Origin of the sequence: Microvirga terrae (assembly GCF_013307435.2) — a bacterium.
Classification (GTDB): Bacteria; Pseudomonadota; Alphaproteobacteria; order Rhizobiales; family Beijerinckiaceae; genus Microvirga; species Microvirga terrae.
Genome location: NZ_CP102845.1, coordinates 947446 through 964389 on the forward strand (window position 1 = coordinate 947446; position 16944 = coordinate 964389).

Genomic DNA, 16944 nt, shown 5'->3' on the forward strand with positions numbered 1-16944 from the left:
ATCGGATGCCGCCTCGCGGCAGGAATGCGCCGAGTATTGGCGGTGCCGAATGCCTTCTGATTACTCTTCCCGGAAGGCCCGGTCGAAGCTCTCCGTGATCGGGGCCAACAGGTAATCGATGGCGCGTCTCGGCTTGTTGATAATCAGAACCTCGGCCGGCATCCCGGGGTAGAGAGTCGTCTTAGAGTTCGCCTTGAGACTTCCCGGTTCGATTTCAGCGCGTGCGACGAAGTAGGCGTAGTTGTTGCGTTCGTCCATCTGCTGGTCGGCTGAAAGATAAGTCAGTTTTCCCGCGAGGGGCGGAGTGCTGCGGCTGTTATAGGCGGTCAGCCGGATTTGAACCGGTGCGCCGACGCGGACAGAATCGACATCACGTAGGCCGATTTTCGCCTCGACGATCAATGGCTCATTTTCCGGAACGATGTCGAGGATGGGCTGCCCAGCGCCGATAACGCTGCCCAGGGTATGGGAGCGGATATTCGTCACGATGCCTCTCTCAGGGGAGACGATCTCGACACGCCGTAAAATATCGGTGGCAGCGTCTATTCGTCCAACTGTATCAGCCAATTCGAGCTGCGCGGTCTGGATGTCCGAAGCGACCTGCTGCTGAAAGTCGTTGCCGAGGGAAAGGATCTCCAGTTCCGCCGCCGCCCTGGCTTGTTCGGCCTTCGCCCTACGGGACGCCAGTTCGCCGGCATCGCCCTGGAGCTGACTTTCTCGCGTCTGCATTTCCGTAAGGCGCGGACGCGGCGCATAGCCCTTCTCGACGAGGCTTGCGATGGCCCTGAGCTCCCGGTCGAGCAGTTCCGATTGTCGAGTATTCGCGTCGGTCTGAGACTTCACGGCCTGGATTTCCGCCACCTGCTGCTCGATAGTCTTGCGCTGGATGTCGACGCGGCGATCGAACATCTCACGCCTGGCCTTGAAGAATTTCCGCTCAGCCTTCAGGATCTCCTCTGCCGTCGGCCCTCCGGCTTGGAGCAGGTTCTCGGGAAAGGTGAGATCATCCAACCCGGACTGCTCGGCCCGAAGGCGCACAAGCCGAGCCTCAAGGCCGATCCGCCTGGAGCGCAATTGCTCTAACTCGGCCTTTGCCCGCGTATCGTCGAGACGAAGGAGCGGCTGCCCGGCCTGCACGATCTCTCCCTCGCGGGCAAGCAGCGTTTTGAGAATCCCGCCTTCGAGATGGCTGATGGTCTTGCGCTTGGAATCGACGACGACAGTGGCCGCCGCAATCGCAGCACTGTCGAGATGGGCTGAGAAGGCCCAGGTGGTGAGGCCGCCGAGACCAAGGAAGATGGTCGCCAAGCCTGCGATCACCGGTCCACGATAGGAGGGCTCGCCAGGATCGCGACCCCGGAAGCGGTCTTTCGCCGGTTCAATATCCACGGCCATGTATGTCGCGGGGCGCGATGTCGTCTGCTCCATAGTTTGCGAACGCTTTTTCATGCGCTTCCTTTCACTGCGGCAATCGGCTTCTCGCCGGGAGTGATTGCGCTGACGACCGAAGTTCGTGGGCCGAATTGGCTGATCCTGCCCTCCTGCAGAACCATGAGCTTGTCGGCGGCCTGCATGACGGAGGGCCGGTGTGCGATCAGGATGATGATCGACCCATCCGCGCGTAGGGCCTCGATGGTCCGCAAGAGAGCGCGTTCGCCGTCGGTGTCGAGATTGGAGTTTGGTTCGTCGAGGACGACCAAGCGCGGCCTGCCGTACACTGCCCGCGCCAGCCCGATCCGCTGACGCTGGCCGCCGGAGAGGGCATGGCCGCCATCCCCCAATACGGTATCGTACCCGAGAGGTAGGCGGCCGATCATTTCATGAACGTCCGCGAGGCGGGCGGCTTCCAGCACCATACGGGGGTCGGCTTCCCGCATCCGGGCGATGTTGTCCCGGATCGTCCCGTCAAGAAGCGACACGCTCTGTGGCAAATAACCTACCATGTCGCCGAATGAACTACGTTCCCAGAGATAAACGTTGTTGCCGTCGAGATAGACGCCGCCGGATGTCGGCTTGATCACCCCGATGAGCGTGCGGGCAAGCGTGGACTTGCCAGCTGCCGAGGGACCGACGATACCGAGCACCTCGCCCGGCGACAGGCTGAACGAGAGCCCCTTGAGCACAGGTACATCGGAACCGGGAGGGGCATAGACCAGTCGGTCGACCGTGAGTTCGCCTTGGGTGCGCGGCGTCGGCTTGGATTCTCGCTTAGGGGCTCGATGCTCGAGAAGCTCTTTCACATTCTTCCAGGCTGAAATGGCAAGCACCCATTGCCGCCAGCCATCGACCATCGAGTCGAAGGGCAGAAGCATGCGACCCATGATAATGCTTGAGGCCACCATCGACCCTGGGCTGACTTCCTGTTGGATGACCAGGATTGCGCCGACCGATAGAACCGCGATCTGCATGACATAGCGGCAGGTCCGAGTGAACGATGCCATGGCGCGGCTCCGGCGTGTCACCACATCGAGAAGGTCCTGCGTGTGCAATTGGGATTGCCGCCAACGCTCCGAGAGGGCTGGAAGCATTCCCATGGCTTCGACCGCCTCGGCATGACGGAGGGTGCCGCCGATTTCACTGATGTTCTGCATGGAGGACTCATTGGCGCGCTTCATGGCTCTGCGCGTCAGGAAATCGGACAAAAGGCTGAGAGAGATGATGATAACCGCCGAAGTCAATGCCACCAGGCCATAAAGCCAATGGAGAGCAAACAGGACGGCAAGGAAGATTGGCGCCCAAAATGCCTCCAGCGGGACACTGATGGCGTTCCCAACGATGAATGACCGGATGTCGTTGAGGTCACGGATCGCTTGACTGGACTTGGAGATGCCCTTCGTCACGGACGCAGATATGGCGGCCTCCAGGACGGGAAGGTTCAGCTTTCTGATCAGCTTGCTCGCCATGACCTGATAGGTGAGGGCACGCACATAATCGAGGATGCAGTAGATGGCTAGGCCTATGACGGAAACGACAATCAGCATGACCAGCGTGTCCGTGCTTTGACTGTTCACGACACGGTCATGGACTTGCAGCATGAACAGAGGAACCGTCAGCTGAAGCACGTTGATGATCGCACTCAGGGCGCCCGCATAGGCGATGCCGCTTGCAAATGCTCTGCGCCCTTGGTGGAGGGTATCGGCGGCTTCTGGATGGGCCATTTTCGTCATGCAGAAGTGACTCCAAAAGAGGCAATGATGCGGCAGATCTCAATTTTGCCTAAAAGTTATTCGAGGGAATTTATGAATCACCGATGGCAGAACGTCTACCCATAAAGTATGATTCGCCTAACAATAAAAAAGCTAAGGCCGAGGAAACGACAATACGGGCTAGCAGTTTATCCAGCTTATTTCTTGGATATGCTGCCAATGCCAGGAGAAATATTAAATTAGTTCGAATTTCGAACTAATTTAATTAATGGATAACGGGGTATAATGTGCAAAATATATCAAATTCCTTGCCTTGGATTGTCGCTCACGATGAAGCGGAGTCCAAATTTCCGACAACGCTGCATACTCTGCACCGGAGGAGCGGTGAGCCAGTGAGCCGCACGGAAGGTCCTCAGGCTCCTCAGGCAGAGCCAACGGGTATCACCCATATCGAGATCGTGAGGGTCATCGAGAGATTGCATAGGCGTTCGCTCGACCTCGTGCGTGCCGATCTGATCGAAGCCGGCATCGACGACCTGAGTCCGTCCCAGGTGATGATGCTGTTCACCATCGGATCGAACGAGTTGTCGGTTCGCGACTTGATCGAGCGTGGCTATTATCTTGGTTCGAACGCGTCCTACAGTCTGAAGCGGCTCGTCGAAGCCGAATACGTCATTCGCACAGCATCGGAGCGGGATCGCCGGTCCGCTCGCATCCGCTTGTCGGAAAAAGGGCGAGCATTGTGCGATCTGATCAGGCGGAACGACAAAGCCTATCAGCAGCTTGTGGCGCGCAACGAGGCGGAGATGCGTGATCTGGAAACCACATTCAGGACGCTGAAACGCATCGAGCAGACATGGAGCAACGCGGTTCGTTATCGCGATATGGGCTCGGATGACTGAACCGAGTTCCTTGCATTCGTGCTCTCACCATGAAGCGATCTGGAAGCTATGCGCAGCTCTTTGGCAGAGTGGGCGTCCACCCGGCTCGATGCGTGGCGTTCCGGTAACTCATTGAAGGACACTTCGGCCGACGATGAGTGGCTGAGGGCGCAGCTCTGCTTGGAGAAACGGATGAGCGACGGCGACAGGCAAAGTGTTGGAGAAAGGTGATCATGTGACGTTGCAAGAACCGATTGGAACTCAAACAATCCGCATTCAGAATTCGGACCATCTCATTTTTGAGCAGGATTCTGATCGAAAGAAGCTGCTGATCGTTTTTGCTTATATCAACCAGAAGCTCGGAACGCGGTCACATTCTAGTTTCCTGCGCAATGTCGATTGTAAGAAGCTCTTCTTGAATCCGGGTTTGAACGATTGGTACCAGACAGGCGTCCCAGGAGTCGCCTCTTCCTATTCGGGACTTCTTGCGTTCCTCCAGAATGTGAAATCGAGTTTCGTCGACCACGAAATCCTGTGCCTTGGACACTCGATGGGAGGCTTCCCCGCATTGGGCATTGGAGTCAGCATCGGGGCCGACCGCATCTTGGCCTCTGCGCCGGAGTTCATCCTGAACACTCCAGACAGTTTGAGTATTCGCCATTTAGAGGGCAAGCTGATCGAATGTGGAGATTTAACTCCCGTCCTGTCCTCAAATTCCAAGAGCATGATCACGGTCGTGGTTGGCAACCAGAATGCATTTGACATGCGCGTCGCGCGCCGACTGGGCGAGTTTCCGCATACCAGAACCATCGAACTGGAAACGGGACACAATACCTTTCCCTATTTAAGGGATGTCGGGAAGCTTGGGGCAGTGTTGGAGGCGTTTGTTGAGGGTGAAGCTATCCGACCCGTCGTTGAGGGCATATGATGCCCAGCTCACTCTGCCTCTTCATCGGTCCTTCGGCTGGAGGATATGCCGCGTGATGATGTCTTTGAGCTGCTGCACATCCCGTGCTTCGAGCGCTTTGATCATTTCATGATGCTCTCGACTTGATTGCTCAACGCGTGCCCGCGTGCTCCATTGCCCAGCCAAGGCCGAGGACGTCCGGCTGCGGAGGTCAGTTACGAGACTGAATAGCTCGGGGTTGGAGCACAGGCTGAGCAAGTCGCGATGAAAAGCAAGATTTGCTTCATATTGATCCAGGATTGTTCCGTTCAGGATCATTTCGTCGAATCTACACGCCTGCGCATCGATCCGCATGATGGCATCAGGGGTCGCGTTGGCCACGATACTGTCGACAGCGGCCGTTTCAAGAATTATGCGGAGCTCGAGAATATGGGCGGTCTGGTCGCTGTCCGGTAGAACAACATGGTACCCGCGATTGGGGACGTGCTGCACCAATCGCTTCTGAGCAAGATAATCGAGAGCACGCCGAATATCGGATCGCCCGCATCTGTAACGGTGTTCCAGATCGATCTGCTTCAGCCACGACCCGGGGGCGAAGGTGCCAGCTCGGACATCGCGCGCGATCAGGTCGGCCACGCTCATCCATTCCGTCTTCAAAGGTGCATCCGTTCAGGTTGTTGCAAGTCAGTTACATATTTTTGAGAGGCGCTGCTTCTTCTTTAGGCAGAAAGTCCAGCTACTGCAAAATTGTTCGCTTGACCTTCCTTGCGCAGAGACAAAAGCCATGCATGATATTGGTACCAATTTTGGCGAATATCTGTCTGGCAGAGCTGATATGTCAGCTACTGCTTCAGGCGGAGTGCTCAGAGAAGAGGTCCGCCCGTGCCTGGCAAGAACGTCTCCGAGGTTTGGGACCTCATCGAAGCTAAACGAGATACCTTTTTCGAACTTAGCGATCGCATATGGGACATGCCCGAACTCAACTTTGAAGAGCGTCGTTCCTGTGCCGAGCACATCGCCGTTCTTGAACAGCAGGGATTTCGGACCACCCGGAACATCGCCGGTATCCCGACGGCCGTCATGGGCGAGGCGGGCGAAGGTGGGCCCGTCATCGCTATTCTGGGCGAGTATGATGCTCTGCCGGGCCTCAGCCAAGTCGCAGGCTTAGCGGAGCAGAAGCCCGTTAGTGAGGGCGGCAACGGACATGGGTGCGGGCACAACCTGCTCGGAAGTGGTTCGTTGATGGCTGCTACGGCTGTGAAGGATTATCTGGAGGCGAACGGCCTGAAGGGGCGCATTCGCTATTACGGCTGCCCGGCCGAGGAAGGTGGGTCCGCTAAGGGCTTCATGGTGCGGGCAGGAGTATTTGACGACGTTGACATCGCCATCTCCTGGCACCCGGCACCCTTTGCAGGTGTGAACAACCCGATTTCGCTGGCCTGCAACGAGATCAATTTTCACTTCAGCGGACGAGCCTCCCATGCGGCAGCGTCGCCACATCTCGGGCGAAGCGCACTTGATGCCGTGGAACTTATGAACGTTGGCGTGAACTACATGCGCGAGCATATGCCGAGCACGGCGCGCATCCATTATGCCATCACAGACACCGGAGGTTCGGCGCCGAACGTCGTGCAGGCCAACGCGACGGTGCGTTATCTGATTCGTGCCCGTGAACTGCCGGAGATGCAGGGATTGCTTCGCCGGGTGAAGAAGATTGCTGAAGGCGCGGCACTCATGACTGAGACGACGGTCTGCAGCGAGATCGTCAGCGGCGATGCTAATCTCGTCGGTAATACGCCGCTCGAGCAGCTGATGCACCAGAATCTGGAGCGTCTCGGGCCGCCCGTCTTCGACGAGCAGGACAATGCCTTCGCGGCCGAGATTCAAAAAACGCTGACCGATGAAGACATCAAATCCTCCTTTGCGCGCTTTGGACTAAAGCCCCGCATGGGAGCTCCTCTCTGCGACACGATCTTCCCACCCGGCAGCGGTGATGGAACGTTGGTAGGATCAACTGATGTTGGAACTGTCAGCTGGGTGGTTCCGACTGTTCAAATGCGCGGCGCCACTTACGCCATAGGGACGCCTGGCCACTCCTGGCAGCTCGTGGCGCAAGGAAAAGCGCCTGCGGCCCATAAGGGAATGGAACATGCGGCCAAGGTCATGGCCGGAACGGCGGTCGATCTCTTCCTCACCCCATCGCTGATCGCCGCGGCAAAGGCTGACCTGCGTGAGCGACTGGCTGGTACGCCCTTCGTGAACCCGATTCCGGATGACGTGAATCCGCCTGTCGGCGCAATGGAGGCTGAAACCTCGGCATGATTGATCGTGGCTGCTCCCAGCCCCAGTCCGTTCGTTCCAGCACAGTCCGCATCCCTACTGTTAACAAAGGAAAGACCATGAAGATCATCGGCAAGATTTTGGCGTTCGCGCTCACCGGCGCGACGATTGTCCTCGGGACAGATGCGATGGCGCAGGACAAGACCTGGACGAAGGTTCGGATCGCTACGGAGGGGGCCTTCGCGCCTTGGAATTTCACGAAGCCCGATGGATCGCTCGATGGGTTTGAGATCGAGCTTTACCAGGATCTGTGCAGGCGTATGAAAGTCGAATGCACGATCGAGGCCCAGTCCTTCGATGGCATCATTCCGGCGCTGAACGCCGGAAAGTTCGATGCTATCATGGCCGGCATGTCGGCGACCGCCAAACGCGAAGAGGTCATGGCCTTCACTCAGCCCTATGGCACCACCGGTCAGACCTTTGCCGTTCTCAAGTCGAGTCCACTTGCAACCATGCCCCTGAACGGCAAGATCTTTTCGTTGGCAACCAATGAGGCCGGTGCTGCCGCCGCGGTGGAAGAACTCAAGCCGATCCTGAAAGGCAAGACAATCGGCGTTCAGGGATCCTCGATTGCGGCGAATTTCCTCGATAAATACTTGAAGGGGACTGCCGAGATCCGGGAATACAAGACCACTGAGCAGCATGACCTCGACCTCACGGCCGGGCGCATCGATGCGATCATGGCGTCGACTGCGTATCTGTCCGGAGCTGCCGCCAAGGTCGGCAATGAGGAGATGACGCTTGTGGGGCCGCGGTTCCAGGGTGGCATGCTCGGGCGCGGCAGCTCGGTCGGCCTCCGCAAGAGTGATCCGGAGCTGAAGTCCATGTTTGACAAGGCCATTACCGAAGCGAAGGCGGATGGAACGATCGAAAAGCTCTCAATGAAGTATTTCGGCTTCGACGTCACGCCTCGTTGAAAGCGTCAGGGGCGGCGTGGTCTCAAAGGCCAATGCCTTCCCGACGATGTGCCGCTTTAAACCCAGATCAACGCACCCGGAAAATTTGCTCGAGCCGCTCCAACACGGTCAGGAGCGGCTCGGCTTCCGTTCCGAGATCGTCCAGAACGCGGCGTTCGAACGCCACCGCCTTTGGGACGATGTCGCGATAAGCCTTCTGGCCATCAACCGTGAGGGTCAGGATTTCCTCCCGTCTGTCCTCCTCACTGCCGCGGCGCTTGAGCCACCGTCTCTCCTCCAGAGTCCGGACAGCCCGGCTCACTTTCGTCTTGTGCATGGACGAGTGTCGACCGATCTCCTTGGCGCTGAGCTCGTCGAACTGCCCAAGCGTGGCCAGCACCCGCCATTCCGGGATCGTTAGGTCGTAGTGCGGGCCATAGATGGAGCGGAAATCCTGCGAAATCGCAGAAGCGAGGCGGTTGAGGCGATAAGGCAGAAACTGCTCGAGCTGAAGTTTGGCCATGGCGTTGTTGGTTACAAAATTGACAGTTACAATCGTGACCAATTGTGGAGGTCACGTTCATGAATGTCCAGAATCCGTCTTTGCGGAACGAGATGGCCGATCGGCTGGAGAGCGCCATTCAGCCGGGCTACATGTCAGGCTTCGGCAACGGCTTTGAGACAGAGGCGCTACCCGGGGCTCTTCCCATCGGCCGCAACTCCCCTCAGAAATGCTCCTACGGCCTCTATGCCGAGCAGCTGTCCGGGTCGCCCTTTACAGCGCCTCGCACTACAAACGAGCGCTCTTGGCTGTACCGGATCCGACCAACTGTGACCCACTGGGGAGAGTTCCGGAAGGCGGAGATCGGTCTGTGGCGCACGGCGCCTGCCGTCGAGGTTGAGGTGCCGATCGCGCCCATGCGCTGGAGTCCGATCCCATTGCCGGCTGAGAGCGTATCCTTTCTGGAGGGCGTCCACACCATCACCACGGCGGGTGATGCCGGTTCTCAGGCGGGGATGGGTGCGCATGTCTACCTGATCACCCGGTCCATGGTGGACGAATATTTCTATAATGCCGATGGCGAGATGCTGTTCGTGCCGCAGCAGGGCGGCATCCGCCTGTGGACCGAGTTCGGCATTATCGACATTGAACCGGGCGAGATTGCAGTGATCCCTCGAGGCGTGAAGATCCGGGTCGAGCTCACGACCGGACCGGCTCGGGGATATTTCTGTGAGAATTACGGTGGCGCATTCACCTTGCCGGAGCGCGGGCCGATCGGCGCCAACTGCTTGGCCAACCCTCGCGACTTCCTCACGCCCGTGGCGGCCTATGAGGATAAGGACGCACCATCCAAGATGTACGTGAAGTGGGGAGGGGCACTCTGGGCTGCAGACATGGACCACTCGCCGCTCGACGTGGTGGCTTGGCACGGCAACTACGCCCCTTACAAGTATAATCTCCGGCGCTACTCGCCCGTAGGGCCCGTGCTGTACGACCATGCTGATCCGTCGATTTTCACGGTCTTGACTTCACCGTCCGAGACGCCGGGTACGGCCAACATCGACTTTGTGATTTTCCCGGATCGCTGGCTGGTGGCGGAAAACACTTTCCGCCCGCCATGGTACCACATGAACGTGATGAGCGAGTTCATGGGCCTGATCTACGGCGTTTATGATGCGAAGACTGGAGGAGGCTTCATGCCGGGCGGAATCTCACTCCACAATATGATGCTGCCGCATGGGCCGGACGTCGACGCGTTCGAGAAGGCGAGCAACGTAGAACTCAAACCGCATCGGCTGGAAGGCACGATGGCGTTCATGTTCGAGACACGCTTCCCACAGAAGGTGACTGCCTTTGCCGCCGGTAGTGAGGCTCTGCAGAAGGACTATGCCGCTTACGGGCATAAGCTGCAGAAGCACTTCAACCCGAACCAGCGGTAAGGTATCGTGCCTCACTGGCTTCGGGCTCGTGACGGAGTTGGACGGTCTCGTGCATTCTCCTGTCTAACGGGCACACGCCCGTCTTGAGGACATCTGCTCCGGGGCGAGGAGACGATCGCCGACAGTCTCGTTGCTCCGACCGTGGGCGGGAATGTCCCCACGGTCGGCTCCAACATCACAATCTCATCGGCCATTGACCCTGCGATCATCGCCAGGCTCAAAGCGTCTGTCACGGCTGAGGCGGCCTCCCTTGTCATCCAGTGTGCCTGCATCATCGGCGCCACGCCCGCGAACCTGCATCACCTCCATGCGATCATCTGCCCCGCGGGTGCGTGTACGTGTTTGATGCTGCTCCCTTGTTCGGTCTATCGACGACATTGCGGCTCTCGCGCCATCATCCGCCCCATGGCCGCGTCGCTCGCCGCCCTGTGCGCGAGGACCCCCTTGATCGCCTCTGTCACGTTCCGCGCCTCTTCCACCATTGTCTCCGCCGCGGCCCCCGCGTCCGCCATCGCCATCGGAACGTCCGCCTCGGTCATCGCCGCCCTGACCTCCACGACCATCGTGGTCGCTGCCTCCGCGATTGCCTCCATGATCATCACCTCCGCGGCTTCCGCCGTGATCATCACCGCCACGGGCGAGCGCTGGTGATAACGTTGCGTGTATGACCACGGCCGGTATGGCAGCGGTCAACGACGCCAGAACTGTCCCAAGAGCCAGAATGCTCGTCTTTGTCGCAACTCGCTTCAACATCGTCTCTCTCCCTTCATCCGAAGCGCAACAAGCGCTGGTGAGAGACAGCATGGGTGAAGCTAGACATACAAACCTGACAGGGCATGTCAGCGAAATATCAGGTTGGATATGCTAAGCTGAGGAACTTTGGATGTTCCTATGATCCGGCGCCACTTCCTCGTCTTCATTGTTGCGGCCTTGACTGCTGCCGCTGTGCAGACCAGTCACCCAACGATCACGTTCGCAAAAGATGGCGGTGGGGGCGGAGGCGGTGATGGAGGAGGACACGGCAGCGGAGATAACAGCGGCCGGGGCAGCGACAACAGTGGCTCTGGCAATAGGTCAAGCGGAGAAGGTCAAGGTCGTGGTGGAGATGACAGTTCTGGTCGTGGGCGCGGTCGTGGGAGTGACGACGACGAAATCTCTACGTCACGCGGCTGGGGCAGCACCTCCCCCGAGAGTGCCAGGGAGGCGGTCTCGCAGGGGTGGGCCCTTGCTTTGAGTACTGTGCTTCCCATGGTCTCGCGAGCTGTTCCGGGTCAGGTTTTGGAGGTTGATCTGCGCCAATCCTGGACTGGTGAATGGCGTTATGAATTCCTCATTCTCACGCGCGACCGTCGGTATCAGGAGGTCGTCGTCGATGCACGGAACAGCCGGATCCTGCAAATCAGGAGACGCTGATGAGAATACTTCTCGTCGAAGATGAGGCGGCTATCGCCCGGGACATCCATCATGCTTTGGCTGAAACTGGATATGTAGTCGACATCGCCCGGGATGGCGAGGAAGCATGGTTCCGGGCATCGACCGAGGAATACGATGCGCTGATCCTCGATCTCGGACTGCCGAAGCTCAACGGCCTATCTGTGGTACGGCGATTGCGAGAGGAGGCCAGCACAGTTCCAATCCTGGTTTTGACGGCCCGAGGATCATGGCTTCAACGAGTTGAGGGCATCGACGCTGGAGCCGATGATTATCTGACGAAACCCTTCGAGATGGAGGAGCTCCTGGCCCGATTGGCTGCGCTGCTGCGGCGGGTGGGGCGCCACGTTACACCTCTTATTGAAATTGGCGCTCTGCATATCGACACGCGGCGTTTGAGAGTCCTGCTCAACGGCAGGGCGATCGAGCTATCACCGCTTGAGTTCCGCTTGCTCAGATACTTGGCCCATAACCGAGATCGCGTCGTCACTCAGGGTGAGCTCGTCGAGCATGTATATGGCTCGGACGAGCCGGAGAGTAATGCCGTTGAGGCCCTCGTGGCTCGCCTGCGCCGCAAAATTGGAGCGAAAGCGATCGGAACCCGGCGCGGTCACGGATACATCATGGAGACGCCCGCGTTATGACACGAAATTCGATAAGGCTCCGGCTCCTGTTCGTCGCCGTCATGTCGATCGTCGCAACGATTGCGGTCGCAGGAGCATCCCTCGTCTTCTTCTTCGAGCGACAGATTCTCCGGTATGTCGAGCAGGACCTTAACATTCACTGGACGGAACTGGCAACGGCTTTCGGTGCAGGAGGCGAGGACCAGATCAGAGAGAAGCTGACGGACCCGCGCTATCACCAACCCTATGGCGGAGCTTATTGGCAGGTCTCCGAGGGTGGACGAGCGATCGTGCGGTCGCGTTCGCTATGGGATAAGGAGCTTCCAACGAATGGACATCGAGAGCGCGGTGAACACGACCGCGCATTCGAGGTTGAGGGGCCCGACGGCTCTGAACTCTACATCATTGAACGAGAGGTCGCGACCGATGGCCCGCAGGGCCCACGTCGTGTGAGTCTCGCCGTCGCCCTCGATCACGATCAGATCGTAGAGCTGCGTCAGGCTTTTGGATGGGATGTGACGCGGGTCCTCATCCCGATTGCCGCTGTGCTTGTGCTGTTCGCCTGGCTTCAGCTCTGGCTGGGGTTGCGTCCGCTAAGGTCCGTTGGACAGGAGCTGAATGCAGTTCGGACCGGCCAGATCCGGCGTATGACGCGACCCTTTCCCGACGAGCTGTCCCCGCTTGTCGATAGCATCAACAATCTCCTTGACCGTCAGGAAGATCTCGTCCGCAAAGCGCGCGACCGCGCCGGCGCGCTGGCTCACGGCTTGAAAACGCCTTTGACAATATTGGGCGGTGAGGTGCGGCGCCTCGAGCAGGCGGGGCTTCAAGAGGCCGCCGAATGCATGCAGGACCAGCTTCGATTGATCTACACGCATGTGGAGCGCGAACTCGCACGGGTTCGCACGAGCGGCGCGCCGGCCGCCTGTGGGGCGTATACGCAGGTCGAGCCGACCGTTGCTCGTCTTCTGCGATTGATGCAGCACATGCCGAGAGGTGAGCGGCTGATGTGGCAAACCGATATCCCAGGCGATGTGGCCATCGATATGGATCCTCACGATTTCGGTGAGGTCATGGGTAATCTGCTCGACAACGCGCGCAAATGGGCAAATGCATGTGTCGCCATCCAGGTAGAAAGATTAAACGATAGGGCAAGGATCAGCGTCACGGATGATGGCCCTGGCTTCTCCGGCAAAGGACAGGGGCAAAGACCTGAGAGGGGCGTTCCAGGGCGGTTGGAGCCAGGTTCAAGCGGAATTGGCCTCGGCATCGTGGAGGATATCCTGAATGAGTACGGAATCGATGCGGAGATTGAAAGCAACGGACACTGCCGCGTCGTCTTCGACGTTCCGTTGTGCCGCCCAGGGCAAGTTGAAAATGCACCAAGGAGTGTAATGCCTACGAATTCCTGAAGCGCTGCCGGGAGGGGCGGCATCCGATGTAGCGATGCTCTGAGTGCGTGGACGACTTTCTTCCAGAAGGACACCATGACGCGTCGCCATGAAGCAATGCACCGAACCGGTTCACGGGCAGCATCCGTTGTTCTTTCCCTCGGAGCGGCCTTCTTGTCACGCCAGTTATAAGCGCGGGCGAAAGCGGAAATTCCGGAGGAAGTAGCGCCGTAGGAGACGGTAGTAACATCCAACAGGGTGAGCGCAGCGGGTCCGGCTCGATCAACATGGCAAGGTTTCCGAGGGGACAAGTCTGAAGGGCCTTGAAGGGACGGCGCCCTCTACCAGCGAGATTGCTGCACTATGACGGCGAGACGATTTTCTCAGGGCGTCCAGCGCCGTACGCGCGCCGCTCCACGAATGGGAACGATTCGAGAGGCGGAATAGACATGGACGAATATGGGCCGCTTAGAAGAGCCTCGTCAGCCGCGGGGATCAGCAGCCAAGATACCTAATCGTAAGATTTCGTTCCGGTAGGAATGAACGGTCGAAAGAGCTATCATTCCTTGGAACACAAAGGTTCGGCTGTGTACCAGTCTCGGGACGGCGCCAGTGTTTTCGACATCTGGGTCGACGCCGCCGAGGCGTCGGAGAGCCGCGCTGACCCTGAAGCAGCCGTTGTCTTTCCAGACAAAGACCTCCTTTTTAATGCGGAATTCAGGCGATCTGGAACCGATCTTCTGCTGGCGAGGCATGACGCTAAAGCAGTCATTCTCGATTATTTCAGCGGGGACAGACGCCTGAACATCACGACCCCCGAAGGAGCGAGCCTGACGGCACAGACGATCGAGTTGCTGGCAGGGGCCGATCTGCCAGGACAATATGCCCAGCTCTCGGGTACTCCTGCTGGTCGCACGCCGATCGGGCGGGTCGAGAAGGTGTCGGGAACGGCGACGGTTCTGCGAAATGGTGTGTCGGTCGACCTGCAGGTCGGCGACACGGTCGCAAAAGGTGACGTCGTCCAAACGGGAACGGCGTCCTCATTGACGATCAAATTCAACGACGGGGCGGTCTTCAATCTGTCTGCCAGCGCCCGGATGGTGCTGAACGACATGATCTACGCTGCGGATTCGAGTTCGAATTCGGCGCTGTTCACCCTCGTGCAAGGTCTGATCGGGTTTGTTGCGGGTCGGATCGCCAAGACAGGTGATCTCAAGGTCGACACGCCCGTTGCCACCATGGCCATCAGGGGAACCGCCGTACAAGCAGAGGTCGCCGCCGTCAGCGGCGCTACGCGGTTCTCGCTGCTCACTGAGCCGGACGGAACGGTCGGCTCCTTCCTCCTGCTCGACAAAGTTAACCCATCGCAGGTGATCACCGCGATGTCGGACGCCCGCACGTCGACGCTTCTGACCCCTGTTTCCGGCTCTGAACCGCGAATGACGCAGATCGCGAAAACAGGCGACGACATCCGTGGCGAAAGCGACTTCGTCCGGGATCTCTTTCAGGTGTTCTCCCAGGAGCAGCGACAGAGGAGGGGCAGCAGCGATTTCGAGGACGCGCCGATCGTTCCGGTGAACCTGCCCCAACCGGTCGAAACACCCGACCCATCGCAGTTCAGCGTCATCACCCCTTCCGGCACGGGGCGCGCAACGCCCTCCAACCTGATCATTCCGGCGATCATAACGGCTCCTGCCGAAGTTCTCGGCGAGGCAATCGAGGATGGGCCGCTTGCCCGGCTCGGCGCATTGCCCGACACTCTGATCCGGGAAGCGGCGGGGCTGCCGGTCTTGATCGTACCAACCGGGCTGCCTGCGGGCGTGCGATATCTCGCCGGTTCGCGGAGTTTTTCCCTCAATCCGTCGCACCCAGCCTACCAGCACCTGGGAGAAGGCGAATTCCAAGTCGTCACCGTCGACTACGTCCTGCAGATCGACGAAAACGTCCGCATTCCCGCTTCGGTGTCTTGGACCGTCATTGGTCGCAACGACGCTCCGAATGCTGTGAGCGACCGCATTCTCGATGTTGCGGAGCTCGGGCGACGGGTCTTGGCTGTGCGCGAGAACGACCGTGATGTGGATGGCAATAAGATCCATATCACGAGCTGGACTGCTCCGCTCGAGGGCTCGGTCTTCCGGAACCCGTCCGGAGATCTCGTTTTCGATCCGGGAACGGAATTCCAGGCGCTCAGCGCGGGTGAGACCGCGACGGTGACATTCACCTACACGATCTCCGACGCGAAGGGAGGGAGCGATACGGCGGACGTCACCGTGCAGGTCCACGGCACGGGAACGTTTTCGTCGCCCCATGTGTCGGCTTCGAGCGGTGGCTCCCTCGGGTTCAACAACCAGCCGGTCTCTCTCACCATCGATGCGCCGTCGGCAACGACGACAGCAACAGCGGACCTCGATCTCGTCGTCAGTCTGGGACCGGTTCTGCAGCCACAAATGAATGTCCTTTACCTCGTCGATATCTCGGGCAGTACGTCGGGTCTGTTTGAGGGAGCGCCGGTCGGCGATCTGAATGGCGACGGGCGCGCCGATACGGTTCTGGATGCTGAAATCGCCAGTTTGATCGCGCTGACCGAGCGGATCAGAGGATTGGGGTTTTCCCCAGCTGACGTCACGGTGACAGTGATCCCGTTCAATGGCAGCGCCGACCCGGCCGAAGCCTCGGCTGGAGGAACCGTGAACGCCATGACGTTCAGCCTCGGGAGCATAGGCGAAGGCGCGATTGCGAGCCATCTGAGAGGGTTGAACGCAGGAGGCGGCACGAATTTCGCAGACGCGCTGCGGGCAGCCAACGAACGGCTGCAGGATTTGGACCAGGGAGGAGAGAAAAACTTTCTGTACTTCCTCTCCGACGGCAACGGGCAAGGCGCGTTCAATGCGGAACTCGCCACTCTGAACGACGTCCATGAGGCGAGGATCACAGCCCTTGGCGTTGGCGCCAGTGCAAACCTTTCCCAGCTGAACGTGATCGACAATACGGGCGGGGCCTCGCGCCTGACGGCGCCAGATCAGATCGATGTCTCCGCCCTCGGAGCACCGCTCCCGAGCGGGGTCGTCAGCGATCTCGACGTCTTCGTGAACGGAATCGAAGTTCCGGAGTTTGGTCCCGAAGACCTCGTCGCGACATCGAGCGGGTTTGTCCTCGACGCCTCGGTCGGAGGCCTGAGACGGTTGGCAGGCGATGGGAACACGGTGTCTGCCATTGTCACTTTCGCCAGCGGCGAGGTCCTGACGACGGAGTTGACGATCGCGGGTGCTCTCCCTCGTTCGACGGACCTCATCCTGTGAGGGACTCATGACCCGACCGACATGTCTCTTCATTCCCTTCTGCAAGCTGTCTGGCACAAGCATCCAAGGAAGCGGGACCGTCCGATGGA

13 protein-coding genes are annotated in these 16944 nt (G+C 59.1%); 9 read left to right on the forward strand and 4 right to left on the reverse strand.

What is annotated here, in order from left to right; all coding sequences use genetic code 11:
- Nucleotides 1-60 precede the first annotated feature (60 nt).
- Nucleotides 61-1449: an HlyD family type I secretion periplasmic adaptor subunit gene (locus HPT29_RS04475; RefSeq protein ID WP_173950193.1), complete on the reverse strand. Its 1389-nt coding sequence runs from the start codon at nt 1447-1449 to the stop codon at nt 61-63.
- On the reverse strand, nt 1446-3167 hold the full coding sequence (locus tag HPT29_RS04480; RefSeq protein WP_173950194.1) for a type I secretion system permease/ATPase: 1722 nt from the start codon (nt 3165-3167) through the stop codon (nt 1446-1448). Before HPT29_RS04480 ends, HPT29_RS04475 begins: the two co-directional genes overlap by 4 nt.
- A 371-nt stretch (nt 3168-3538) precedes the next feature.
- Here HPT29_RS04480 and HPT29_RS04485 point away from each other — a divergent pair, with 371 nt between their 5' ends.
- Together HPT29_RS04485 and HPT29_RS04490 are read left to right on the forward strand one after the other, a co-directional pair.
- Entirely contained in the window at nt 3539-4048 is a 510-nt protein-coding gene (locus HPT29_RS04485) for a MarR family transcriptional regulator (protein WP_173950195.1), read from the forward strand.
- 214 nt (nt 4049-4262) lie between these two features.
- Complete coding sequence (locus tag HPT29_RS04490; RefSeq protein WP_173950196.1) at nt 4263-4955, forward strand: hypothetical protein; 693 nt, start codon at nt 4263-4265, stop codon at nt 4953-4955.
- Nucleotides 4956-4976: 21 nt separating this feature from the next.
- Here the strand turns inward: HPT29_RS04490 and HPT29_RS04495 are convergent, their stop codons facing one another.
- The gene (locus HPT29_RS04495; RefSeq protein WP_173950197.1) at nt 4977-5576 is read right to left on the reverse strand and encodes a GntR family transcriptional regulator; all 600 of its coding nucleotides are present in this window, start codon (nt 5574-5576) and stop codon (nt 4977-4979) included.
- A 240-nt stretch (nt 5577-5816) separates the two neighbouring features.
- On the opposite strand from HPT29_RS04495, the gene HPT29_RS04500 reads away from it, so the two are divergent.
- Both HPT29_RS04500 and HPT29_RS04505 read left to right on the forward strand, forming a co-directional pair.
- Nucleotides 5817-7256 (forward strand): M20 family metallopeptidase, encoded by a 1440-nt coding sequence (locus HPT29_RS04500; protein ID WP_173950198.1) that lies wholly within the window; start codon nt 5817-5819, stop codon nt 7254-7256.
- Between the two features lie 77 nt (nt 7257-7333).
- On the forward strand, nt 7334-8191 hold the full coding sequence (locus HPT29_RS04505; protein ID WP_173950199.1) for a transporter substrate-binding domain-containing protein: 858 nt from the start codon (nt 7334-7336) through the stop codon (nt 8189-8191).
- A gap of 67 nt (nt 8192-8258) precedes the next feature.
- On the opposite strand, the gene HPT29_RS04510 is transcribed toward HPT29_RS04505, so the two are convergent.
- The gene (locus tag HPT29_RS04510) at nt 8259-8693 is read right to left on the reverse strand and encodes a MarR family winged helix-turn-helix transcriptional regulator (protein ID WP_173950201.1); all 435 of its coding nucleotides are present in this window, start codon (nt 8691-8693) and stop codon (nt 8259-8261) included.
- Nucleotides 8694-8752: 59 nt separating this feature from the next.
- Between HPT29_RS04510 and hmgA the strand changes: the two genes are divergently transcribed.
- From hmgA to HPT29_RS04535, 5 genes are all read left to right on the forward strand, one after another.
- A complete protein-coding gene (gene hmgA, locus HPT29_RS04515) occupies nt 8753-10111 on the forward strand; it encodes a homogentisate 1,2-dioxygenase (protein WP_173950202.1) in 1359 nt (452 codons plus the stop codon).
- 444 nt (nt 10112-10555) lie between these two features.
- Nucleotides 10556-10762, forward strand: a complete 207-nt coding sequence (locus tag HPT29_RS04520) for a hypothetical protein (protein ID WP_173950203.1) — start codon at nt 10556-10558, stop codon at nt 10760-10762.
- A 761-nt stretch (nt 10763-11523) separates the two neighbouring features.
- Entirely contained in the window at nt 11524-12186 is a 663-nt protein-coding gene (locus tag HPT29_RS04525) for a response regulator transcription factor (protein WP_173950204.1), read from the forward strand.
- Nucleotides 12183-13577: a sensor histidine kinase gene (locus tag HPT29_RS04530; RefSeq protein WP_173950205.1), complete on the forward strand. Its 1395-nt coding sequence runs from the start codon at nt 12183-12185 to the stop codon at nt 13575-13577. The genes HPT29_RS04525 and HPT29_RS04530 overlap by 4 nt, the downstream gene beginning before the upstream one ends.
- 545 nt (nt 13578-14122) lie before the next feature.
- The gene (locus HPT29_RS04535; RefSeq protein ID WP_173950206.1) at nt 14123-16855 is read left to right on the forward strand and encodes a cadherin-like domain-containing protein; all 2733 of its coding nucleotides are present in this window, start codon (nt 14123-14125) and stop codon (nt 16853-16855) included.
- The last annotated feature ends 89 nt before the right edge of the window (nt 16856-16944 follow it).